This window comes from Dyella monticola (genome assembly GCF_003363155.1).
GTDB classification, from domain to species: domain Bacteria; phylum Pseudomonadota; class Gammaproteobacteria; order Xanthomonadales; family Rhodanobacteraceae; genus Dyella_B; species Dyella_B monticola.
In genome coordinates, this window is the sequence record NZ_QRBE01000004.1 from 64,408 (window position 1) to 88,411 (window position 24,004).

15 protein-coding genes are annotated in these 24,004 nt (G+C 59.8%); 4 read left to right on the forward strand and 11 right to left on the reverse strand.

All coding sequences use genetic code 11. The features are described from left to right. Positions 1-11: 11 nt before the first annotated feature. The 8 genes from DWU98_RS08700 to glk all read right to left on the reverse strand — a co-directional run bounded on the left by DWU98_RS08700 (position 12) and on the right by glk (position 14,327). Positions 12-1,964, reverse strand: a complete 1,953-nt coding sequence (locus DWU98_RS08700) for a M61 family metallopeptidase (protein WP_230474763.1) — start codon at positions 1,962-1,964, stop codon at positions 12-14. Between the two features lie 194 nt (positions 1,965-2,158). After that, positions 2,159-3,700: an amino acid permease gene (locus tag DWU98_RS08705; protein ID WP_115495171.1), complete on the reverse strand. Its 1,542-nt coding sequence runs from the start codon at positions 3,698-3,700 to the stop codon at positions 2,159-2,161. Between the two features lie 63 nt (positions 3,701-3,763). Then, positions 3,764-5,026, reverse strand: coding sequence for a sterol desaturase family protein (locus DWU98_RS08710; protein ID WP_115495172.1), 1,263 nt, complete (start codon positions 5,024-5,026; stop codon positions 3,764-3,766). Between the two features lie 85 nt (positions 5,027-5,111). Continuing rightward, positions 5,112-5,528: a DoxX family protein gene (locus tag DWU98_RS08715; RefSeq protein ID WP_115495391.1), complete on the reverse strand. Its 417-nt coding sequence runs from the start codon at positions 5,526-5,528 to the stop codon at positions 5,112-5,114. A 322-nt stretch (positions 5,529-5,850) separates the two neighbouring features. Further along, positions 5,851-8,148 carry a beta-N-acetylhexosaminidase gene (locus DWU98_RS08720; protein WP_115495173.1) on the reverse strand — a complete coding sequence of 766 codons (2,298 nt, stop codon included), beginning with the start codon at positions 8,146-8,148 and terminating at the stop codon, positions 5,851-5,853. Positions 8,149-8,346: 198 nt separating this feature from the next. Continuing rightward, entirely contained in the window at positions 8,347-10,182 is a 1,836-nt protein-coding gene (locus tag DWU98_RS08725; RefSeq protein WP_115495174.1) for a glycoside hydrolase family 9 protein, read from the reverse strand. 142 nt (positions 10,183-10,324) lie between these two features. Further along, positions 10,325-13,171 carry a TonB-dependent receptor gene (locus DWU98_RS08730; RefSeq protein WP_196239487.1) on the reverse strand — a complete coding sequence of 949 codons (2,847 nt, stop codon included), beginning with the start codon at positions 13,169-13,171 and terminating at the stop codon, positions 10,325-10,327. 124 nt (positions 13,172-13,295) lie between these two features. After that, entirely contained in the window at positions 13,296-14,327 is a 1,032-nt protein-coding gene (gene glk, locus DWU98_RS08735) for a glucokinase (protein WP_115495176.1), read from the reverse strand. A gap of 415 nt (positions 14,328-14,742) precedes the next feature. On the opposite strand from glk, the gene DWU98_RS08740 reads away from it, so the two are divergent. The 4 genes from DWU98_RS08740 (at position 14,743) to nagA (ending at position 19,716) form a co-directional block, all read left to right on the forward strand. Continuing rightward, positions 14,743-16,029: a sugar MFS transporter gene (locus tag DWU98_RS08740; protein ID WP_115495177.1), complete on the forward strand. Its 1,287-nt coding sequence runs from the start codon at positions 14,743-14,745 to the stop codon at positions 16,027-16,029. 249 nt (positions 16,030-16,278) lie between these two features. Further along, positions 16,279-17,310 (forward strand): LacI family DNA-binding transcriptional regulator, encoded by a 1,032-nt coding sequence (locus tag DWU98_RS08745; RefSeq protein WP_115495178.1) that lies wholly within the window; start codon positions 16,279-16,281, stop codon positions 17,308-17,310. A gap of 211 nt (positions 17,311-17,521) precedes the next feature. After that, a complete protein-coding gene (locus DWU98_RS08750; protein ID WP_115495179.1) occupies positions 17,522-18,556 on the forward strand; it encodes an SIS domain-containing protein in 1,035 nt (344 codons plus the stop codon). After that, positions 18,556-19,716, forward strand: coding sequence for an N-acetylglucosamine-6-phosphate deacetylase (gene nagA / locus DWU98_RS08755; RefSeq protein ID WP_115495180.1), 1,161 nt, complete (start codon positions 18,556-18,558; stop codon positions 19,714-19,716). The genes DWU98_RS08750 and nagA overlap by 1 nt, the downstream gene beginning before the upstream one ends. 89 nt (positions 19,717-19,805) lie before the next feature. Here nagA and DWU98_RS21660 read toward each other — a convergent pair whose 3' ends face one another. The 3 genes from DWU98_RS21660 to DWU98_RS08775 all read right to left on the reverse strand — a co-directional run bounded on the left by DWU98_RS21660 (position 19,806) and on the right by DWU98_RS08775 (position 23,937). After that, positions 19,806-20,966: a hypothetical protein gene (locus DWU98_RS21660; protein WP_147293262.1), complete on the reverse strand. Its 1,161-nt coding sequence runs from the start codon at positions 20,964-20,966 to the stop codon at positions 19,806-19,808. A 469-nt stretch (positions 20,967-21,435) separates the two neighbouring features. Next, positions 21,436-22,107 (reverse strand): hypothetical protein, encoded by a 672-nt coding sequence (locus DWU98_RS21665; RefSeq protein ID WP_147293263.1) that lies wholly within the window; start codon positions 22,105-22,107, stop codon positions 21,436-21,438. Positions 22,108-22,224: 117 nt separating this feature from the next. Next, positions 22,225-23,937 carry an LTA synthase family protein gene (locus DWU98_RS08775; protein WP_115495184.1) on the reverse strand — a complete coding sequence of 571 codons (1,713 nt, stop codon included), beginning with the start codon at positions 23,935-23,937 and terminating at the stop codon, positions 22,225-22,227. Positions 23,938-24,004 lie beyond the last annotated feature (67 nt).

The following is a 24,004-nucleotide window of genomic DNA, read 5'->3' on the forward strand; positions in this document are numbered from 1 at the left end:
CAGCCGAGTAATTACTTGGTACGCGGCGTCACGATCGCCCCGATCAGATCCTTGCCTTCGGCACGCACCAGGTGCGGATAGCGCAGGCCTTCGTGGTAGTCGATCTTCACGGTGCTGTAGACATCCACGTTCTTCACCAGCAGCTCGATCGGCGCCGAGGAAGTCTTGGCGGCGGTGACCGCATCCTTGATGGCATCGGCGGAGAAATCGTGCCCGTTGACCGCGACGATGGTCATATCCGGCACCAGGCCTGCCTTGAACGCCGGCCCGTTCCACTGCACGTCGCCGATGCGGCCTTTGCCGTTGATGATCAAGCCGATTGAATAGGCCAGGTTGACACCACCGTGGCGCAGGCTCGCCATCGCCTTTTCCTCGCCGTTGGGCTTGTCGTCAAAGACCAGCTTCCAGCCGCCGCGTTCGATGCCATGCTCAGGCAGGTCACCGCCGGTGTAATCCAGACGATCGCGCAGGAACTTCGCCCAGTCGAACGGCTGCACCTGGTTGAGCGTCTTGACCACGTCATCGAACGTGTAGGTCTTGGTGACGTAGCTGCCGTTGTCCATGCCATAGAAGGCATGCGCGAAATCATCCAGCGAGTGCTTGCCGCCGCTGAGGTCGCGGATCTTGGTGTCGACGTCCAGCCACAGCAATTGGCCTTCCGGATAGAAATCCGTGTCGCGGATCCAGTTGATCCAGCTTTCCGACCCGTAGTACGTAAGCGGCGCGGCATCGGCGGTATCCTGCAGCGAACGCCACGCGCGGCCGGTGCGATAGGTCATCGAGGCGGCAATGTTGGCCATGGAGTCGCGATACTGGTCCGGCGTCCACAAGCCCGCACGCGCGGTGAGCACGCCGCACCAGTAATCGGTAAGCCCTTCGTACACCCACAGCAGATCATCCTGCATCGGCACGTTGAAGTTGGGCGTCCACAAATCGGCCGGGCGACGGAATTTGCCGTTCCACGAGTGCACGAATTCGTGCGGCATCAGGCTGGCGGCAACCAAATGCATGTCGTCGTCGGTGAAGAAATCTTCCGGCAGACGATCGTCGCTGGACTGATGGTGTTCCAGGCCGAAATGCCCGGTGTGATCGGACAGCGTGAGCAGGAAGTCGTAATGCGAATAGTGATGTGCGCCGAACAGGAAGTTGGTCTGGGCGACCACGTTGCGCTGCTGCTGGAGCTGCTTGTCGGTGAGCTTCACCGCCTTGGCCGAATCACCCACCACGTTCAAATGCACCGTTGTGCCGCCCTTGGGCGTGAGGTCGACGCGGTTGAAATAGGCACCGGCGATCATCGGTGAATCAACGAAATTGTTGAAGCTCAGCGGCTTGAAGTGGATGGTGTTACCCGACCGGCTATCCACCTCCAACGCAGAGCCGAACTGCCAGCCTTGCGGCAATTCCACGGTCGGTTGGATCTGGATCTGCCGCGTGTAGTAACCGGCGGGATAGAACGCCACCTGATTGAATTCCATATCGGCCAGATTCGGCGAGGTGGACACGCTCGCGCCAAAGTTGCTGCCCTCGCCTTCGCCGGGCGAGAGGAACTGGAATTGGAGATCGAGCTGGCTCACACCCTCCGGCACATCCACGTGAATGGCGTACATCTCGCGCAGATCGCGGCGCCACGGCAGCTGCTTGCCGTTGGCCGTGATGATCAGGCCGGCCACGTTCGACACCGGGCCCGACGGCGCATGTTCGCCGGGAATCCATTTCGGATAGAACAGCGTGAGCGGCCCGGACTTCACCGGAATGGTTTCGTGCGAACGGAAAATGCGCTTGGCCGCGTCGGTAAGATCCACATTCACCGTCAACATGCCCGCGTAGGGCTGATCGACGGGCGCCGGCACGTCACCGGAAAACGCCGCTTGCAAATCCGACTGTGCGGCAGCGGTGAACGACAAGGAACACGCCGCCACGACGGCGGCGGCAAGCAGGCTCAGACGCAAGGATGTGGGCTTCACGCAATGACTCCGGCAGGTGTCGTCCAGGCAGACACGCCTGCAGGGACGGCAGAATGATGACGACCGCTCATCGGGCGGTATGCCTGCGATGGTAGAGCCAAAACCCTGGGGCACTTCCCCTGCCAGAGGTCATGTTGCGCACTGCAAGGGTGATATTGACGGCACCCCTGCGGTGCCGCGGTGCATCAAATTGCCTATTCGTGTTCGAGCTTGCTGTGTCGCATCCCGTAACCGAAATAGATCAGGCAGCCCAGCACCATCCAGATGATGAAACGCTCGAAGGTAATCCACGGCAGGCCGCCAGTGCGGTGCCAGCCTTGTGCATCTGACCACGGTACGCCGAAGATCAGCAGCAGCGAAAACAACACGCCCAGCGGCGCGACCAGGGCCAGCGCAGGTGCGCGGAAACTGCGCGCAATGTGTGGCTTGCGCAGCCGCAACACCAACACGGCGGTGCAAATAATGATGAAGGCGCTGAGCGTGCCGATATTCACCAGTTCGGCCACCTCGCCAATCGGCAACAAACCCGCCACCAAGGCGGTAAACACGCCCAGGATCACCGTTGGCCGCGCCGGCGTGCCGAAGCGCGGATGGATGTGCGCAAACCACGCCGGCAACAAGCCGTCGCGAGCCAACGCGAACCAGATGCGTGCAGCGCCGAGCATGAAGGCGAACAGCACGCTCGTCACGCCGATGACTGCAGCGACCGCGATCGTCACGCTCACCCAATGCAATCCGATCGATTCAAATGCCTGCGACACCGACGCGTCACCGCCCAGATTGCTGTAGTGCGTGATACCGGTCAGCACCAGCGAGACAGCGATATACAGCACCATGGCCACCGCCAGCGAAAGCAATACCGCGCGCGGCAGATCGCGTTGCGGATGCTTAGCTTCCTCCGCCGCCGTGGTCAAGGTGTCGTAACCGAACACCGCAAAGAACACCACGCTCGCGCCCGTGAGTACACCCGCCCAGCCGAAATGCCCAACGCCTTGCGCATCGATCACGCGTGCCGGAATAAATGGCTGCCAGTTTGCCGCGCGAATATAAAAAACACCCACGCCGACCACCAGCAACACGCCCACCACCTTGATCGCTACCACCAGCGTATTGAAGCGCGCGCCCCACTCCGTTCGAATGGTCAATAATGCAGCCACCAGCAGCGAAATCGCCGCGGCAATCACGTTGAAACGATGCGCATCGCTGGGTCCCGCGATCGCTTGTCCGCCGTGCACACCAAAGAGCTGCTGCAGGTAATACTCCATCGTCTGCGCGCTCATGCTTTGCTGAGCCCATTCCGGCAGATGAACCCCCGCCGAACCCAGCAGCACCTGCACATAGCCGGACCAACCGATGGCGACCACCGCCACGACCAATGCGTATTCCAGCAGTAAGTCCCAACCGATCACCCACGCGACGAACTCCCCCAGCACCGCATAGCCATAGGTGTAGGCACTGCCGGTAACGGGAATGAGTCCAGCAAATTCCGCGTAGCACAACGCAGCGCATGCACTGCCAAAGCCCGCAATGATGAAACTGAGCGCGACGGCCGGCCCGGCGTTCATCGCGGCCTGCTGCCCCGCCAATACAAAAATGCCTACACCAATGATTCCGCCGATACCGATGGCAGTGAGCTGCCACAAGCCCAGGACACGACGAAAATCGCCGCGACGATCTACTTCCGTCTGCAATTGCTCGACAGATTTATGGCGCAGCATCCGGCTTAGAAAGCGCATCGCCTAGGACTCCCCGATCGCGAAAGAGCCCATCATAGCGAAAGCGTGGTGCCGGCAGCACTCTTATTGCAAAGGCTTTTGTGCGGTATGCCAACGCGGCGGGCGAGCTATGCACAGCACGATAATCGCGCTGGAACCGAATGCGATAACCGCCGATCCACACGCGATCGGATTAAGGTGCGCCATGGCGAACCACTGACCGGTAAGCTGCACCACGACGGCCGTTCCAACCGTGCGCATCAGCTCCAACCACAAACCGATGCGACGCCCTTCCATCAGGAATCCAAGCGTCAGCAGGCTATAGACCATATACATCGCGTACAAGGCGGCATGCGCAAGTTTCATGCTGGGCGCGGCATTTAAAAAATGCACGCCGATCATCAGCAACAACGCGAATTGCACGACGCAATAAATCGTCCACGCGAAAGACATCGGCGGCCCGTAATGCGCATGGGTAATGTCGAACGCTGTCTTTGGAAAACGCACAGCCACATCCGCAGGACGCCAGCCCGGCCGCTTGACCCACACGCGCAACTTGTCCGACCAACGACGCGCATGCCAACTGTCGTTGAGCATCGCTCTATACACCTCCACATTCGCCCACAGCGGATTCCAGCTCTGAAGGGGTGAACGCGTACCATAAATGGGCGGATCGTCGTCGTTCTCCTCCACGAAGGTGCCGAACAAGCGGTCCCACAGGATCAGGATACCACCGTAATTGCGGTCCAGATAACGATCATTGACTGCATGATGCGCGCGATGGTTGGAGGGTGAACAAAACACGCGATCGAACCATCCAAGCCGGTCGACCACTTCGGTATGCACCCAGAATTGATACAACAGATCGATCACCGCGATAACGGCAAATACGTCCGTGGGATAGCCGAGCAGGGCCATCGGCAAATAGACAACCCACCCCAATAAAAAACCGCTGCCGGTTTGGCGCAGGGCGGTGCTGAGGTTGTAACGCTCGCTCTGGTGATGCACCACATGCGCTGCCCAGAGCACGTTCACTTCGTGCCCCCATCGATGCAGCCAGTAATAAAGCAAGTCATAGAGCAGCAGACCGCTGATCCAGACCCATAGGCTGTTCGCCGGCAAGTTCCACAGCGCCCAATGCGCGGCGCACCAGGCATAGATGCCGATGGTAAACAACTTGGTGAAGACGCCGACGATCTGCGAGACGACACCGAGGCTCAAACTGTTGATCGCATCATTGATGGCATACACATCGCGACCACGCCACCTTGCGACCCACAACTCGATACCGATCAACACGAAGAAGCCCGGTATCGCCCATGCCATGATGCGTTCGGGTGTAATCATCTCGGTCCTGTTGAATGGTCACTGTGCCCCCACGCCGCGCAGAACGCCGCGATCACATCAGCGCCGAGCAAGCCGGCACGACTCACTACCGCCGATCGACAGAATACCTGCCTGGGCCCGTCGTACACAGCAGCAAAAGGCCACCGACAATGCTCATGTTCTTGTAGAAATGGATCATGGTGTCCAGACGCAATCCACCGGTCAGTGCCCAGTATCGATGGCCGATCAGGGCAGTGATCAAGGTGTACAAGGCCAAGGCAAGCGCGAGCGGCCGGGTGTAAAAGCCGATCAGGATGGCCAGGCCCACAAAGAACTCCATGACGAGCGCACTGAAGGCAGCCAACGTGGGTAACGGCAAGCCCACCGCAGCCATGTATTGGGCAGTACCCGAAAAATTGAGGAATTTGTCCAAGCCGAAGATGACGAACAAGGCCATCAGGAACACACGAGCGACCAGCAGCAATTCGTCTTTGCGACGTTCGAACAACAGTGTGTATCGCATGATCATTCTCCTCTACAGAGAACAGCGCAGCCGGGTGCAGATCCGCCGGCTTGTCGACGATGCGATATTCAGGCGGACCGCCCGGGAACCACTATGAAACAAATCGCTGTCCGTTCCAAGGGCAACGCGATCACACTTTAGGCCGCCCGTAAGGCGGGGTTTGAAATAAGCCCCACCTTGCCCTCAAATGTGAAAACGGCAGCGCTGCAGAACCGAGCGTTGATAGGGAAGAGAAATTGCCGCGGCGCACCAGCCTGCTAGGTCTGGTTATAGCCAGCCGGTCGAAGCGACATGGCCGTTAGTGCAGGCAGCGCGATGGGTGTTACGGCGTACCTTTGCTCATGTTGGCCGGAACCAGCGACACACGGCCGATGGCGTACAAAGGACCGTCAGTAGGCGCGGTGAACACCAGGCATAGCGTGTGTTCGCCTTGCGTTGGGTTGACCGATGCATTCAACGCAAAGCGCCTACCGCTATGTGCTGGATCGGGTAGCGGCAGCGTCGCCAACACGGCGCCATCGCAACGATCTTCATGCACCACAAGTTCACCATAGGGCGTGGTGTGGGGGCGTGACACGACCAACTTGATGTCGTGTGCGAGTGCGTAATTGCGCTCCAGGCGCACTGCATCCACATGAATGGCGCGAATGCCGCCCAGAGGTGCCCCCATGTACTGCTGACAGGTATCGAATACGTTCACTGCGTACACCGGCGCCATGCCGGTGGCATCTGGCATCGGCTGCACGCGCAGGCGGAAATCGCTGCCCGGGCAGTTCGGCAGTTCCACGCCGAGCCGACTCAGCAGATCGGCTCGGTCGAGCACGCGCGTGCGTGGTGCGGCGAGCATGCTGCCATCGCTTGCATAGGTGGCAGCTTTGATCGTGTCCGGCAATGTCACGGTAAACGGTTGGCTGTAGAGCGGCGAGTGGAGGCTAGGCGTACTGCCATCCGTGGTGTAGTGGATGGCCCCATAGTTCACCTGATCGACCAGCGTGACGCTCGCCTGTCCACGGCGCAACGCCGCGTTGGCATCGACCTCGATCTCAGCTTCGAACGCGCTATCGGCATAAGGGATCTTCTGCGCGGCGTAGCGCTCCAGTTGCGCCGGCAGGCGCGAAAGGAAATCGCTCCAATGACGCGACGCCGCGGGCGACCATGTCACCTCGCTCAAGGCATCCAGCCGCGGAAACACTGCATGCTCCACGTGTTGCATGGTCGGCATGTGCTCGGTCCAGGCATTCGCCTGTGCACCCAGCACATGCACGGCTTGGGCAGCGGAAAGTGCGGAAGGAATCGGGTTGAAGTCGTAGATGTTCTCAAGATCGCGTACAGGATTGCGACCGGCCGCCTCATCGGGAAGATCGCTTTGCACGCTATCCAGGTAGAGATCCGGCGACGGTGACATCACCACGTCGTGACCCAGCCTGGCCGCCTTGATGGCGCCGTCCGCGCCCCGCCATGACATCACCGTGGCATCGGCCGGCACGCCGCCATCGAGGATCTCATCCCAACCGATCAGCCTTCGCCCGTGGGCGCTGAGATAGTTGCCGATGCGGCCAATGAACCAGCCCTGCAACGCATCCTCGTCCTTCAAATGCAGCGCGCGGATCTTGGCCTGGATGGCTGGCGATGCCTTCCATTGATCCTTGATCGCTTCATCGCCACCTACATGGATGTAGTGCGACGGGAACAGCGCCATGACTTCATCGAGCACGTTGTCGATGAACTGGAACGTCGCATCATCGACGTTGTAAAGATAGGGATTCACGCCCCAGTCGACGGAAACCGGCGGGCGCTTGCCGGTGACGCCGATCTGCGGATACGCCGCAACGGCCGCCTGCGCGTGGCCAGGCATGTCGATCTCCGGCACGATGGTGATGTGACGGGCGGCGGCGTACGCCACCACGTCACGAATCTGCGCCTGCGTGTAGAAGCCGCCATAGCGCTGCGGCTCGCCATCGTGCCCCGCATCCGGCGGCGTGCGCCATGCGCCGATGCGCGTCAACTCGGGATAACGCTTGATCTCGATGCGCCAGCCTTGGTCGTCGGTAAGATGCCAATGCAGCACGTTGAGTTTGTGCTGGGCCATTTGGTCGAGTAGCGCTTTTACATCGTCGACGCTTTGGAAGTGACGCGCCGAATCGAGCATCAAGCCGCGCCACGCGAAGCGCGGCCAGTCAACGATGTGCAAGGCCGGTACCTGCACCGCGCCTTGTTCCGAATTGGGTGTAAGCAGTTGATACAGCGTGACCGCGCCATAGAACAGGCCAGCATCGTCACCTGCTTCAACGTGAATACTCTGCGGTGTCACCTCCAGCGTATAGCCTTCGACGTGTGCTCCGGCACCCGGTGCGCGCCGGAAAACGATCGCATGGGGCGCTGCGTTTCCTTCCTGGATCTGCAGATGCAGCCCGCGCGCGCGCGCGATCAAGTCCACCAGGTACTGCGCCGACCGGCGGGCCGCCGCATCGTGTGCAGGAACGACAATGGACATGCCATTGCCGACCTTGAAGGACCCTTGGGCCCGTTGCAGCTCAGCGGGAAGCGGAATCAACGAGACCGGGTTTGCCTGGGCGAGGCCGCACACGGCCATGCAGAACAGTAATACGGCCAATCGCATGCGTCGTCCTATCAGTAACCTGGGCAATAAACGTTGAGTCGTAAAACGTGGGGTAACAAACGTTAGGTAGCAAACGCGGGTTGCCACCCGCAACAACGCCCACCGTGTCCTGGATGTCATTCCCACCATTCACGAGAATGGCCTTCGTAGGACATGAGCATATCGGAGAACGTAGCGAAGCTCATGCGCAACGCACGCTCAATCGTGCGGCAGGCTTATGGCGTACAGGTACCAGGCATCGTGCGGCAGCCATTGCTCGGTCCAGCGCCAGTCGTCATCACGGCCAGTCTGGGCGTAGCCGAGATTGAAGGCGATGCCATCCTCGTCATCCAGCCCTGCCGTGATGCCATTGATGATCGCACCCGGTGCGCTGGTGTATTCGTAGGAGCGGAAGAACATGTATTGCGCATTGCGCTGACCACTGCCCATCAGCATGCTGGTGTCGTACGGATTGCGCCCGAGAATCCAGTGCAGTTGATGCCATGCATACGCTTCCAATTGCGCATGAAAGCTCGGGTCAGCCGCGAAAAGTGGCGCCGCCATACGTGCCGCGGCGGCCAATGAGCCCAAACGCGCGTTCTCACCTTGCCACCATGGTGCGGCCTCGGTGTCGTGCGGGAAGAAGAATGCCGTGCGCAACGTACCGTCGCCCATGCGTACGAATTGACGCGCATAGCCGAAGGGATTGTTCACCGCATCCGTAACCTTCAACTCATGGGCCAGCGAGCGCCGCACGGTGTCGCGCACGGCGTGCTGCTGGGCCGGCGTCGCAATCGCGTCGTATTCGAGTAACGCCACGACCGGCAAGCCTGCATCGGTGGGGTGGAAGAACGGTCGCGTGCCTGCATCGGCGCGCCAATAATCGGTTTGTCCGTCATACGTGGCCAGACGCGCCATGAGGCTTTGGGCGCGGCGGTCGGCAGCCTCGCGCCAGCTTTCGTCATGGGTTGCACGATAAAGCTCTGTGGCAGCCAGTAGCGCGCAATAGTCATCGACGATGTTTTCCACGCCGTCGTTGATCAATGCTTTGTTGTGCGCATCCAGGAAGCGATAAGCGTCTTCAGCAGTGCGCAGGTAATCCTGCCGAGTGAAATCGCCATCGGCGTTCATCGTGCTGGTGAGCGCGAGCGCGGCGATCGCCATACCGCCGCCCGCACGGAAACTCGCTTCGTAGGCGTGCGGCCCCCGCGCAGGCTGCTCGATGCGCTCGGTGGTGTCGCTAGCGCTGCGCTTGATCTGCGTGCGCCAATTGGGATCGCCAATGCGGCGATCTTGCGGCAGCTTGTCCTTGCCGGGCGCATCGATGGATTGATAGAACGAACCATCCGGACGCTTGTCGCGCACCAGGAAGTCGGCGCCAAACAAGCCCTCATCCAGCAAGCGGCGCAGGTACTGGCTGAAATCCGGGTCGTGGCGCGCATCCAATTGCTGATAGCTGCGCAGCAAACTCCACACGACCAGCGGCAATTGCTGGGTATTGAAATATGACGTGAGGTTCTGGTGCGACAGATGGATGCCGTAGTCGCCCGTCGCGTCGTACCAGCCTCCGTGAATGTCGAGCGTGCCCGGGCTGCCGTCCGGATGCGGCAGATGGCGATCGGCCTTGTCCATCAGGCCACTGGCGCGCTGGCCTTTGAAGTAATAGATGACGTTGGAGAGCGTGTTGCGCTCCAGCACGTTGTCCTGCACCAGGAACTCATCGGAACGTACGCAGTTGCCGTGATCCTTCAGTTCCAGGTAGTAACGCCCGGGCGTCTTCAACGCGGAAAAATCGGCGCGCCAGTAATGCTGGCCGCCCCACTTGGCCACCGGACCGGTATCGGTAAGCGTGCCGGAGAGCACCGGCTTGTCGGTGCTGGCATCGATCACGTCGAAGGCATGCAGCGATTGCCCCGCATCGGCTGAAATCACCGCCTGTTTGCTTGCCTGCAGTTCGTAGCCCACCTGGTCGACCAGCACTTTCGGTTCAGCCGCCCATCCTTGCGCGACATACCAACCCAGGCATACCAACATGCACTGCATTGCAAGCTTCATGCGACAACTCCCGCGAGCGACCGCGACAACGCCGATGGCTTCGGCGTTGCAGTCATCTGGCTTCGTCTTCCTCGCGCCTGGAAAAAGAGGACCTGGCAAGAGCGCCAGGTCCTTGGCGGGGAAGAAAAAGCGTTGTGTTACATCAGAACTTGAAGTGTGCTTCGAGCATGAACTCGCGACCGCTCACATACTCGTTCAGAAGCTCCGCATTGGTCGGGCCGTCATACTGCTTGTACACCGAGTTCAGCATATTCAGCATGTCAAACGACAGGGAGAAGTTCTTGCTGATCGCGTAGGCAACCGATGCATCGAGTTCTTTGTAGCTGCCGGTGTAGGCACTCGTCGCACCCGCTACGTAACCACCGGCAAGGTACTTGCTGCGATAGTTGTAGGAAATGCTCGCGCTATACGGGCCTTGCTCGAAGTAAGGAGCCAAGGTGTAGGAGTTCTTCGAGTTGTACGGCAGCCAGTCAGCGCCCTGGATCGTCTGGACGGTGCGCGAGTCGGAGTACGTGTAGTTGGCACGCAGACCGAAACCGCTGTCGCCGAACGCCTGCTGGTAGCTGATGGCAGCGCCCTTGACTTTGGCGCGACCGCCGTTGACGGGTGCGGTGACCTGGTACGTACACTGACCGGCGGTGTTACACATGCCGTTGGTGACAAGCTGCGTTCCGGTCGGGCCCGGATAGAGCGTGCCCCACGACCCGTTTTCATGCGTTTGCGGAGTCGTTTCCTGGGTGACGTAGTTCAAGACGTTCTTGTAGAAGCCGGACAGTGAAACCACCGACTGGTTATTGAAGTAATACTCAAGAGACGTGTCGAAATTGACCGAACGATACGGCTTGATGTTCGGGTTACCGGCCGTAGCGGTCAGCACCGTGTCGTTGGCTTCAAAGTACGGAGCCAGCTCGTTGTACGGCGCATAGGCGACCGTCTCCGATGCCGCACCACGCAAGATGAGATCCGGGGTCAGGTTATAAGCGATATTGAACGCCGGCAGGAAGTTGTAGTGCGTGGTCTGCACGCCGATGTAGCCGGTTCCAGCGGTGAAGTTGCAATTCCAGGGAACGATGCCGTCCGCACCGGCCACCTGGCAGCTGCTGGGAACGTAGTAGCCATACGAAGTGGTTTGCGTCTTGACCCAACGCACACCCAGGTTGCCATGCATGTTGTCGGTGCCGAAGTTGGCCTGTCCGTACACGGCCGTGTTCTGCTGCTGGACGTTGAAGGTGTTATCCCAGTAATCGACCGGGTCGTTCGCCGTCAGCGGACCGTTGTTCAACACCGCGTTGAAGATGCAGGTGTAGCCGCAGGTCTGCACGTGCGATATCGAGCTACCGCTGAGACCGATCGACGAGGCACCCTGCAGATTGCTCAGGCCACCGTAGCCGATCTGGTTGAGCGTCATGTTCGGCACGCCGCGATAGATCAACAGGCTCTGGCTTTCCCAATGCGACGCGTAGCGGGCACCCACCAGCAGTTCGTTGACGAAGCCGTCGAAATCCTTGCTGAAATCGACTTGCGCATAGGTGTCGCGCGCGTGATACGGCTTATAGCCAATGTTGCCGCCGAAATCATTGTCGGCCCAGTAGTTGGGATTGTTGGCGGTAGAGAGATTGCTGAAGTTGAAACCGTTCGGAATGCTCCAGGCGAAACCACCACCGTAGTAAATTTCCTTGAACGCCTGGCTGATCACGTTGTTGGACGTGCTTACGCCCACCTGGCCACCCAAGCGCCAGCCGTCACCGTAGTACGTGCCACGCCAGTCGATGCCCTTGGTGCGGATGTAGGACGCGCGTGCATCGTTATCTTCGTACGTGTCGGCCGTGCTCGTGCAGCTGGTGGCCTGCAAGCAAGGTGTACCGGACTGAATGCCGTTGCTGATGACGCCAGCAGCGTTGGGCGCACCGAGCGAGGTGATGCCGGCGTAGTTGAAGCCTGCAATCGGGTACAGCGAGGTGTTGATGTTGTCCAGGCTATCGGTCATGTACATCAAGCTGAGCGTGCTGTCGAAATGCTCGTTCGGCTTGTACTGCAGGTTGACGAAAATGCTGTTGCGCTTTTCGATCTGCTCGAAATTGGCAGAGTTGATTTCGGTCGGGAACACATCCGTCGGCTTCAGGACACCGCTTGTGACCAGGCCGCCGATGTATGGATTTACAAACGCGGGACTGCCGGGTATCCCAGCACTTGTCGCAGTCTTCGGCGCGCCGATCGCGGTGTAACCGAAGATTTCCTGGCCTTCACGCGAGGTGTCCTGCTCGTAGTGCTGCATGGAGACGTCGACGCCGAAGGTCTTCGAAGCGTTGTGCCAGCTGTAGAACACCGAACCGTTCGGACGGTTCTTGTCCGTCATGTCGTTGTAGTTCGTTCCAAACGAACCGCTCAGCGTGTTCGCAGCCACGTCCAACGGCTGCACCGTGTGCATGAAGACCGTACCGCCGAGGCTGCCTTCGGGCAGGCGCGCCTCAGGCGTCTTGTAGATTTCGAGCTGTCCCAGGATTTCCGCCGGCAGCAACGAATAGTTGAAGCCGCGGTTCGGGCTATCGCCGTACAACCAGAGCGCTTGCGCAACCGGGTGGCCGTCGAGGTACGAAAGGTTCAAGCTCGGGTCGATACCGTCGATGCTTACGCGCTGCGTGGCACCGAACAGGTGATCGAGCGTGACGCCAGGAACCTGTGCCAATGCTTCGGCGACGTTGGTGGCCGGGAACTTGCCGATATCGGTCGCCGTGATGGCATCGACGATCGCGTCGGCGTTGCGCTTGGTATCCATCGATTGTTGCAAGCTGGCGCGGATACCGACAACGGTCACCGTACCAAGCTGCTTGGCATTGGCTTTTTCGGCCTGCTGTTCGGTTTGCTGGTTGGCGGGTACTGCTGATGTGGGTGTGGATGTGGTTTGCGCGTTGTCCTGCGCATACAACGTACCGGCAAAACACAATCCGGTGACGATACTCGCGGCTAGTAGGGTCTTACGATGTGACATGGCTTCCTCCCCTCAGAGGCGTTTTTCAGCACGGAAACGTTCGCGGCATGTCCGTACTGTGTGGCGTATGGGCTTGCGCCCGGTTCGTTTTCCTAAAACCTCGTTCTTCACACTCGGCACGCCCTCAATGGGCGTACTGACCATCTAGATACAAGCCAGCGGCGCCAATGACGCCGAGCTGGCCGTGCTCCATCAGACGTACAGGAACCTGTTGCAAAAAAGGGCGCATTACACCCTTGTTGAAGTAGCGTTCTGCGAAGGTGCTCGACAGCAGAAGATCGCGGATTTGCGGCAGGATGCCGCCGGCCAGGTACACGCCACCGCGCGCCCCATACAGCAGCACCAGATCGCCGACAAAACTTCCGAGCAATCCGCAGAACACGTTCAACGCTTCGACCGCGGCGGCATCCGTGCGCTCCACTGCGCTGTGTGTGACTTCGGCCGGCGCACGCAAAGTCGGCGTCGCGCCACGCAGCGCGCAGATGGCGTTGTACAGGTTGATCAGCCCCGGCCCGGACAACGCGTGCTCGTACGACACATAGGAGCGATCGCGCGCCAGCCAGCGCAGGATTTCCATTTCCAGTTCATTGCCCGGTGCCAGCGAGACCTGGCCGGCTTCGGTTGCCAGCACGGTGGCGTGAGGTTTGGCTGGCAGCAGCACGGCCGAACCCAAGCCGGTACCCGGCCCCATCACCAGCACGGGACCCGCGACTTGCGGCGCGCTGGTTTCGATCACCGGCACGGTGTCTGCCTGGGTCATGAATTGGGTGGCGTAGGCCACCGCTTCGAAATCGTTGATCACCGCCAGGCTGGCGATGCCGAGGGTTTCGCGGATATCGCGGATGGAGACGGGCCACGGCAGGTTGTCGTTGACGATGGCATCGCCCAGCACGTAGCCGGCGCTCGCCACCGCACATTGCTCCACCCGCACGCCGGCGGAGAGCTGGGCGACGAAATCCTTCAATACCGCGGTGAGGCTGGGCCATTCGGCGCAGGCATAGCGGCGATATTCGAGCACCGTCACCGGGCGGTGCCCATCCGGGCGCGGACTGACCAGTCCGATACGCGCATGCGTACCGCCGACGTCGGCGGCCAGAAATGCCAGCTCCGGCGATGGTGCCGATTGCGCCTTGCCATGTACGACAGCCTGAGCCACGCCCCCTCCCTCACATTTTTTGTCGTGCGAGCCCTTCGTATTGGCAGGGCTTGCCCTCTTGCACGACTTTCGGTGACGGAGTCTGGTCAGGAATGACAACGCTGTCAACAGGTGGTAAAGATTGCCTTCAAGAGATGTTTGCGGCGTTGCGAAACCCCACGCCGCATGGTTACAGAGGTAATTATTTAAGTGATTGAATTTGTCTATATAAATATCAGTGGAGCTAGGCCGAATGGCCTATATCGAAAGGTGTTGCAACGCATCACATTCGACGGACAAATGAGGCGCAATGACGCACGTTGTCGGCGCGGTCTCGTAGCCGTCGATTGACAACGTTGTGCCTTGAGGACAATAAAGGTCAGTGCATGATGTCGTACGGTATTCGTTGACATCGGGTCTTTCACGGGGAGTGTTCATGTCGTCCACCACGTACACCGCCGACGCGCAACGCACGTCGACTTTGCTGCCGATGATGATCATCGGCGTACTGTTCTTCATCATGGGATTTTTCACGTGGCTCAACGGGCCGCTGATTTCGTTCGTCAAGGTGGCTTTTACGCTGGATGACATCAACGCTTTCCTGGTGCCGTTCGCGTTTTATGTTTCCTACTTCGTACTGGCGTTGCCGGCCGGTGCGGTGCTCAAGCGTACTGGCATGAAAAAAGGCATGGTTTTAGGCCTTTTCATCATGGCGTTGGGCGCGGCGGTGTTCGGTGAATTCGTGCGGATTCGCGTTTATTCCGGCGCACTGACGGGCCTGTTTGTCATCGGTGCGGGGTTGTCGTTGCTGCAAACGGCATCCAATCCGTACATCAGCATTCTGGGGCCGATTGAAAGTGCCGCCCAGCGCATTGCCTTGATGGGTATCTGCAACAAGGTGGCCGGTGCGCTGGCACCGCTCGCCTTCGGCGCGCTGGTGATGACGGGCATCGATGCGTTCCTGGGCCAGATGAGTGCGATGGCGCAAGGCCCCGCGCGCGAGGCCCTGCTCAATCAATTCGCGGCGCGTGTTTTCTGGCCTTATATGGTGTTAGCGGGTTTGCTGGTGGTGCTGGCCATCTGGATCGTGTTTTCCTCGCTGCCGGAAATCAAGCCGTCCGGCGCCAACAGCGAGCGTTCGATCGGTCACGGCAAGGGCGGCATTTTCAGCTTTCCGCATTTGTGGCTGGGCGTTTTGTGCCTGTTCCTGTACGTGGGCGTGGAAGTGATGGCGGGCGATGCCATCAACACGTATGGGCAAGGCTTCGGTCTGCCGCTGACGATGACCTCGCACTTCACCACCTACACCATGTTTTCGATGCTGGTGGGTTATCTGGTCGGCTCGGCGCTGATTCCCCGCTTCATCTCCCAGCAACGCTATCTCGCCGTCTCGGCAGTGCTCGGCGTGCTGTTCGCAATCGGCGCCTTGGTAACGCATAGCTACACATCGGTCGCCTTCGTGGCGGCGCTGGGTTTTGCCAACGCCATGATGTGGCCGGCCATTTTTCCGCTCGCGATCAAAGGCCTGGGCAGCCATACCGAGCTCGGCTCGGCGCTGCTGATCATGGGCATCGTAGGGGGCGCGCTGCTGCCGCAGGTGTTCGTGCATCTGAAGCAGTACATCGATTTCCAGCTCGCGTTCGTGATTGTCATCGTGCCGTGCTATCTCTACATCCTGTACTACGGGTTACGCGGCCATAACGTGGGCAGCCACGCCGGCTAAGAGTCTGTTCAATGCCTCAGCGTAGTTCGCATACCCTCTGCGTCGTCGCCAGGTGGTCGCGCATCGCGCGGCGCCCGACGAGTTCTCTGGTCGCCCCATGGCGGCCAGACGCGGGCTATGCGAGCCACGTGAAGGCCTTGAACGGGCTGTTCGGCATCCTTGGGGCGTCGGGCGTCATCCCCTCCTTTGTCACCACTACACCCGGTCTGTGGGCTACGATGCCCACCCGACACCGGGGAGGATTTTGCGTTGCACAGCCCTACCATCAAGGATGTCGCCAAACACGCCGGCGTTTCGTTGAAGACGGTCTCCCGCGTCATCAATCACGAGGCGGCCGTGCGGCCCGAGACCCGCGAGAAGGTGGAACGGGCGATCGAGCAGCTGGGCTATCGCCCGGACCCGTCCGCGCGCAGCCTGCGCAGCAGCTCCCACGCGTACGCGATCGGCCTGGTCTACGACAATCCGAACGCCCATTACGTGATCGACATGCAGAACGGCGTGCTGTCGGCCTGCCGCGAACGGGGGTTTGGCCTGCAGATCTATCCGTGCGATTCCACCGCGCCGGGGCTGGCCGAAGAGCTGGTCTCGCTGGTGCAACGTGCGCGTCTGGCGGGGCTGATCCTGGCGCCGCCGATGTCCGAGCAATCGGCGTTGCTGGCGACATTGAAAGCGCACGATGTGGATTTCGTGCGCATCATCGCGTCGCGCGAAGATCCGCGCGACGGCATGCCGTGCGTGTATGTGGACGATCACGACGCCGCGTATGCGATTACCGAGCATTTGATCCAGCTCGGCCATACGCGCATCGGCTTCCTGTGGGGCGAGCCGCATCACCGGTCCAGCCCGGAGCGCTATCAGGGGTACGCGGATGCGTTGAAGGATTACGGCATCGCGCTCAATCGCAAAATGATTCTTCCCGGCCGCTACGCCTTCGACGATGGGTTTCGCGGCGCGCGCAAACTGCTTGCGCTGAAGGAGCCGCCCACTGCCATCTTCGGTTGCAACGACGAAATCGCAGCCGGCGTGCTGGCCGCAGCGCGTTCGGCCGGGCTGGATGTGCCTTGGGATCTTTCCATCGCCGGCTTCGAGGACAGCCCGTTCTCCAAACAGGCGTGGCCTGCGTTGACCACTGCGCGGCAGTCGACCAGCGAGATCGGTCGGCATGCGGCGTTGCGTCTGATCGGTGGCTTGCAGCACGAAAACAGCAACGAGCTGGCCAACGAAGGCTTCATGCCCGAACTGGTGGTGCGCGGGTCGACCGCGCCGCCGCGGCAGACCTGATCCCAGGTTGTTCCTCGATCGCTGAAAGAACCTCCAGCCCGTCGCCCCGGCGAACGCCGGGGCCTAGTGTCTTGAGGCCGACAAAAGTCGCCGGGGTGACGGGCGTACTACACGTCTGCGCATCCGCCGCCATGCATTCCGTTACCTCATCCAGCGCCTTCCCCGGAAGGGAAAGCGCAGAAATTGCCATGCCTCATCCCCCGGAGCTTCCATGAAATCCGCTCGTGACACCCTGATGTACAACGAGGCGCAGGAAAGCGCCGCCACCGTCGAACGACAGCTTGCCCAGAACGCATCGATCCTCAAGGCACTCGGCGAGCGGCTGCGCGCACATCCGCCGCGCTTCATTGTGACCTGCGCACGCGGCAGCTCCGATCACGCCGCCGCGTATGCCAAATATGTATTCGAGACGCGCTTAGGCTTAGTCACGGCATCCGCCTCGCCGTCGATCTCCTCCATCTACGATGCGAACCTGAAACTCGACGGCGCGTTGTTCGTGGCGATCTCGCAATCGGGCAAAAGCCCTGATCTGCTGCGCAGTGCGGAAGCCGCGAAACAAGCTGGTGCTTATGTGCTTGCACTCGTGAACGTGGAAGATTCGCCGCTGGCAGCGCTAGCCGATACGGTGATCCCGCTGCGCGCCGGTCCCGAGCGCAGTGTGGCGGCCACGAAGAGTTACCTGGCCACGCTTGCCGCGGTGCTGCAGTTGACGGCGCATTGGTCCAACGATGCCAAGCTGCATGCAACGGTGACGCGCCTGCCTGACGATCTGCGTCGCGGCTGGGACGGCGACTGGAGTGCGCTTGAGCAAGGCCTCATCGACGTGCACAACCTGTTCGTGGTCGGCCGCGGCTATGGCTTCGGCGCTGCGTTGGAAGCGGCGCTCAAGCTCAAGGAAACCTGCGGCCTGCACGCCGAAGCGTTCAGTGCCGCCGAAGTAAAGCATGGCCCCATGGCCTTGATTGGCCAAGGATTCCCCGTGCTGTTCTTCGCACAGGACGACGGTACGCTGGAAAACACCCTTGCCGTCGCCGAGGAATTCCGTTCGCGCGGTGCGCGCGTTTGGGTGGCCGCACCCGATGCGCAAGGCGCCGATGCATTGCCGCTGCCCGGCGGTATCGATCCGATCGTGACACCGCTGCTCGCCGTGCAGAGCTTTTATCGTGCCGCCAGCGCGCTTTCGCTTGCACGCGGCTACGATCCCGATGTACCGCCGCATCTGCGCAAAGTCACGGAGACAGTGTAATGCCGGTCAATCCGCTGCTTGCTCTGGTCAATGGCCGCGTGCTGGGCGATCACGGTCCACGCGAAGGCTTGGCTGTCTTGGTGCGCGGCAAGCGGATCGTCGCCATCGTCGCGCATGACGATGCGCGCATCGCCGAGGCGCAAAAACACGATCTGCGCGGAAATCTGCTGCTGCCAGGCTTTATCGACGTGCAGGTGAACGGCGGCGGTGGCTTATTGTTCAACGATGCACCCACGGTAGACACACTGCGCGGCATTGCCGCTGCGCATCGTCAATTCGGAACCACCGGCATGCTGCCTACCTTCATCACCGACACGGCGGAAAAAATGCACGCCGCCCTGCAAGCGGTGGACGATGCGATCGAGCAGCGCGTTCCCGGCATTCTTGGCATCCATGTGGAAGGCCCGTTCCTGGCCAATGCCCGCAAGGGTATTCATAACGCCGATCTGTTCCGTCTGCCTGATGACAGCGATGTGGAAGCGCTGATTGCCCCGCATAAAGGTCCGGTCATGCTCACGCTTGCACCGGATCAGGTACCGCTGCCGGTCATCGCGCGATTGACCAGCGCCGGCGTGATCGTCGTCGCCGGCCACACTGCCGCCGACTACACCGCCACACGCGCCGCGCTCGATGCGGGCGTGTGCGGCTTCACCCATCTGTACAACGCGATGACACCCCTCACCGGCCGTGATCCCGGTGTGGTGGGCGCTGCGCTGGACGATCCGCATAGCTGGTGTGGCTTGATCGTGGACGGCCATCACGTGCATCCGGCAACGCTGCGTGTCGCGATTGCGGCGAAAGCGCGCGGCAAGTGCGTACTGGTCACCGACGCGATGCCCCCGGTCGGCAGCGACCGGCCCGATTACGTACTGAATGGTCAAACCATCATCATGCGCGACGGGATCTGCCAGAACGAAGCAGGCGTGCTGGCGGGCTCCGGCCTTGATATGGCAGGCGCAGTGCGCAATGCCGTGCAGATGCTCGGCCTGCCACTGGCCGAAGCGTCCCGGATGGCGAGCAGCTATCCAGCGGCGTGGATCGGCTTGCAGCATACGCACGGGCGAATCGCTGCCGGATACCAGGCGGACTTCGCGATCATGGACGACACGCTCACCGTGCAGGAAACCTGGCTGGCTGGCGTGCCTTATTCCATGGTCTGAAGGCCGCCTGGAACTCACAGGGCGCGTTCCTCGGCTCATCCAAGATAGCCCATGCGGAGGCTATGCCGATCAACGCGAAGGTGCGAGGTTTACACGTTGCTCTCAAGCACACTGGAGCTTCGCGCCAGCGTATCGGCATTATTCACCGCATTTTGGAACGTAAATGGACTTAGATTGCCGCCCCAGTTCGGAAACCTGTCGTGATTTCGAGTGAGATACCAATGATCCGCCGTGCCGGCGCCCGTATGCGTATGCTCATGCACCGTCAACTCACGAAGATCAGCGGGCCGCATCGTATTTACGGCATACCTCGAAAAAGAGATGGTTCCATCGTTGAACGCAACCGCCGAGGGACTATTGGGGCCACCTTCGTAGCCTATGATCAATCGACGCGCACCCTCACGTTTATTTTGTTCAAGGTCTCGCAATGTGCCATCAAAACCGCGTTTGATGGCCGCCTTGTCGCCATCGGAAAAATTACTCCGGTTGAAAAGTTTATCCATGGCCCATTTTGTCGAGCGCGACCATGCATTATTTAACTGCGTACGCGCTTGCCGAACGCCATTGATACTATCGTCCAAGGCGCGTAACACGCGTCCACGCGGTGTAGATGGGTATGTTACGGGCGATGGCGCGACATCTTTGGGCGTCCATGTACCATTTCTTCGCTCCAAGGTCGCAACCCCCTTCCCCGATCGAGGGTCCAATACGTTCCAGGTGGTATTTTTGTTGTCGAACTCGCCAATTTGATAAACGCTCTTGTCCACCGTAGTGAAATACGTCCTGCTTTGATTGGGATTTATGCGGGTATAAATACCATTGCGATCCGCCTGCAATCCACGCAAGTTGGCTGGGGACACTCGGTACGCGGAAATATCCTGGGGAGCGCGCAGCGTAGCAAGCTGTGATGTATCCGGCGCACCATTGAAGAAGCGTGGCGGCGGCTCAACGTGCGTAACTTCCAATGCCGGCGAGCGGAGCAATGACGAGCCAGGCGGAAGATAATTTCGCGGATCAAATAAGCCATTCCGAGCATCTTGAGTCGATCGAGACCCCGGCCGGTTCGATGGAGCTACCTGGCGCGATGAAGTGGGTGGCAGGCTTGGTGCGCCACGCCAGGAAGTCGATGATGATCCAACAGGCGAGACGTGAGGCTGTGTCGCGCGCGAGCGCTGCACAACGGGCAGCGGAGAATTGTCGCCCATATTTGGTGCGTTGTAGGAATACGATGAAATATTACCCGATTGCATGATTCTTCTCCTTCAAGACCAGATCACATACATTCCCTAATCACATTGGCAATTTGCGACTGGAAAGGCAGCGCTGAAAGCTATAGTTCCCTTCCCATTCGTGCGGAGAAGCCTAAATAGCAGGCCTATAATGGTTATCAATATCCATGCTCATAATCAGCTCCGCTACCGGGATGACCCGGCGGGATCAACCCTAGCGCCTACCCGGGCGCAGTGAGCGGTAGATAGTTATTCGCAATGCGATCGGTAACGATTGGCTTCAGTTACGATCCGGCGCACCGATCATCGTGATACATGCAACTGATCGGAGATCCACCCGCAGTACGCCAAGCGCACTTCGCAGTGTCGAACGACACGCTCACCGCTCCGGAAACCTGGTTAGGCGGCGTGCCGTATTCCGTTATTAAGGGCTGGTAGAAATTGGCCAGAACTCATCAAACCAAAGAACGGCCAATCTGCCCAATATCGTTCATGAACAAAGGCTGCTTACAAGCATGCCGCTTCGCAACTTATCGCCAATGTTGTGTGCTGCGTCCCGAGACAAAATATGCTTGTAATAGTTTTGAAAAGTTCCGTGATACAACCATTTAGAGTCATCGCCACCCGGCTTCACGCCGTGATGGGAGCCACCCTGATTCGGCGCTTCGTAGATGTTTCCGTTGTAAACCACTTGGTCACCAGGCTCGTACGTTTTGTCCGGGTCCCAATATTGGGGAAGGGTTTGCATTGGAGCATTGGGCCGGAAGGCTTGCGCGGAAATAGCTTGCGTAGCCGACTGTAGGGCATCCCCAATCGCCTTTGTGGCAGGCGGCGCGCTTAGCGAAGAAGACGCACGATCCCAAACCGCATCTGTGCGAGAAGCTAGCACCTTCGCGGCAGACGGTGCACTTAGCAAAGAATTTGCACCATCCAAAACCGGACCTGCGCCGGAAGCTGCCGCCTTCGCAAAAAACGAGCCACCCAGCAAAGAAGTCGCACTCCGCCCAAAGGCATTCGCATCAAACTGGGCTGCAATCCCATCACCAAGCGTACTTTGTGAATAGGGAATCACTTGCGGAGTACGAGCACCTCTGTCGGGCCGAGAACCCTCCGACGGAGGATTGCTGACGATATAAACATTTCCATAATTATAGATGTTCAAAATAATCTCCTTAGGCCGGAAACAGGCAGCCGGAGAAAACCATAACGTACGGCCGAGCGACACCAGCCTTAAATAGTTATATTCATCGCTTGCTCTGATTGCTATCCAGCGCACCGGTCACTGATACACATGCAGCCGATTGAAGATCCAGCCGTAATACGACTTCACCAGCGCCTTGTCCGCGCAATCGGCATACAGACCGTTGCAGCGTTCACGCAGCGACGTCAACGCCGAAAAGTAGTCATCCATCGGCAAGTCGGCCGCCTTCAGCACCATGCCCGGCAAATGCGCAATATCCAGCATGGGGTACGTGGGTAACGCGGCGCCGGATACGTTGCTCTTGATCATGTAATAGGTGAGATAGTCCCGATACGGCACCAGGGCTGGCGGCAATGTACGCTGTAGTGTGCGCATCTGGTCGTCGAAGGACGGCTGGTGATCGCCGAAGTGCACGAGCACCGTGGGTTGCTCGCGATCGAGAAAGTCGTGTTCGAGACCCTTCATCGCGACATCCGAATCGTGCAGGCGCTGCAGATAGGTGTCGAAGTTCAGCGCAGCAAGCGGCGGCAAACCTCGCAGCAGGTTCTGGAACGGCTTGGGCAAGGTCGACATCGGATCGTCGTGCGGGCCATGCTGGTTGATGGTGAGGATCATCATGAAGATCGGCTGGCCAGGTCGCTTCAATTTATCGTAGACGCGCTTGGCGGCATCGAACATTTGCTTGTCCGTTTCGTCCCAGTCGTCCAGGCCAAGCTCGCCCGCGCCGTAGAAATGATCGACGCCGTAACCTTTGTAGGCATCGCGGCCATTGAGGAATTCACCGTGCGTCGGATAGATCGCCACCGTGATATAGCCGAGCTTTTTCAGCAGCCGTGGCAGTGAATCCTGCACGCGTGGTGCAAGCACATACGGTGCGTACATGCCGCCCGGGCCGAAGATGTCCTGCGGCATACCCGTCAGTGCAGCGAATTCGCTCACCCAGGTGCCGCCACCGAAGGTATGCACGCGCAGCATGCCGGTGCCGCGCGTGCGCGCATCAGGCTGGAACATGGCGAGCTTGCATTCGGGCACGATGCAATGCGCGTACGGTGCCGGATCGAAGGTGCTTTCCTCCAACACCTGCACGATGTCCGGGTAATGGCTCGGATCGATGGTCGATGGCACATTCGTAGCGGTCGCTTGCCAGTCATGCGCGGCCGCCGCCTGATCAGAGGTCGCCGGCACGTGCACGCTGGAGTCGCGCAGGTTCACGAAGAAATTGGTGAGGTCCGCATCGTCGGACATCTTTTCCCATGCGCCACGCGCATGCACCTTTTCGAACGGTCCGGCGGGAAGCAGGCAAATCCAAAACACCAGCGCGCTGAGCACCATTCCACCCACACGCAGCGACGCACGCGGCGCTGTGCGCAGATGGCGGAACAACTGCCGGTCGCCATACCACGCCAGCCACAGCACGATAGGTACGGCAATGATCACGCAGATGCCGACACTGTAGATATTTGGATAGCGCCGCAGCGTTTCGAACAGGCTGGAACGTACGTAGTAGACGAAATCCGCCGGCATCAGCGGCGATTCCAGATACTCCTCTTTGAGCACCGTGATGGCACGCAACAGCAGGAACAGGCCGCCGCTGAAAACCAGCGCGAAGGCCATGCGCGCGAACACGAACAGTGAGGCGCCGAACACGCACAGCATCAGCGTCAGCACGAACAGCCGCTGTTCGAGCAGCGGTTCCTGCCAGGCGGTAAACCACACGCAAATGGCAAAGAATGCCCATCCGCAGACAGCAGTCACGCGGCTTCGCGAGGCGCGAAACGGAATCAACGGCATGGGTGTTCCCCTTGTGCTGGCGCCGGTGGGACGGCGCTATTCTGATTGTGAAAACCGCGTCATTTTA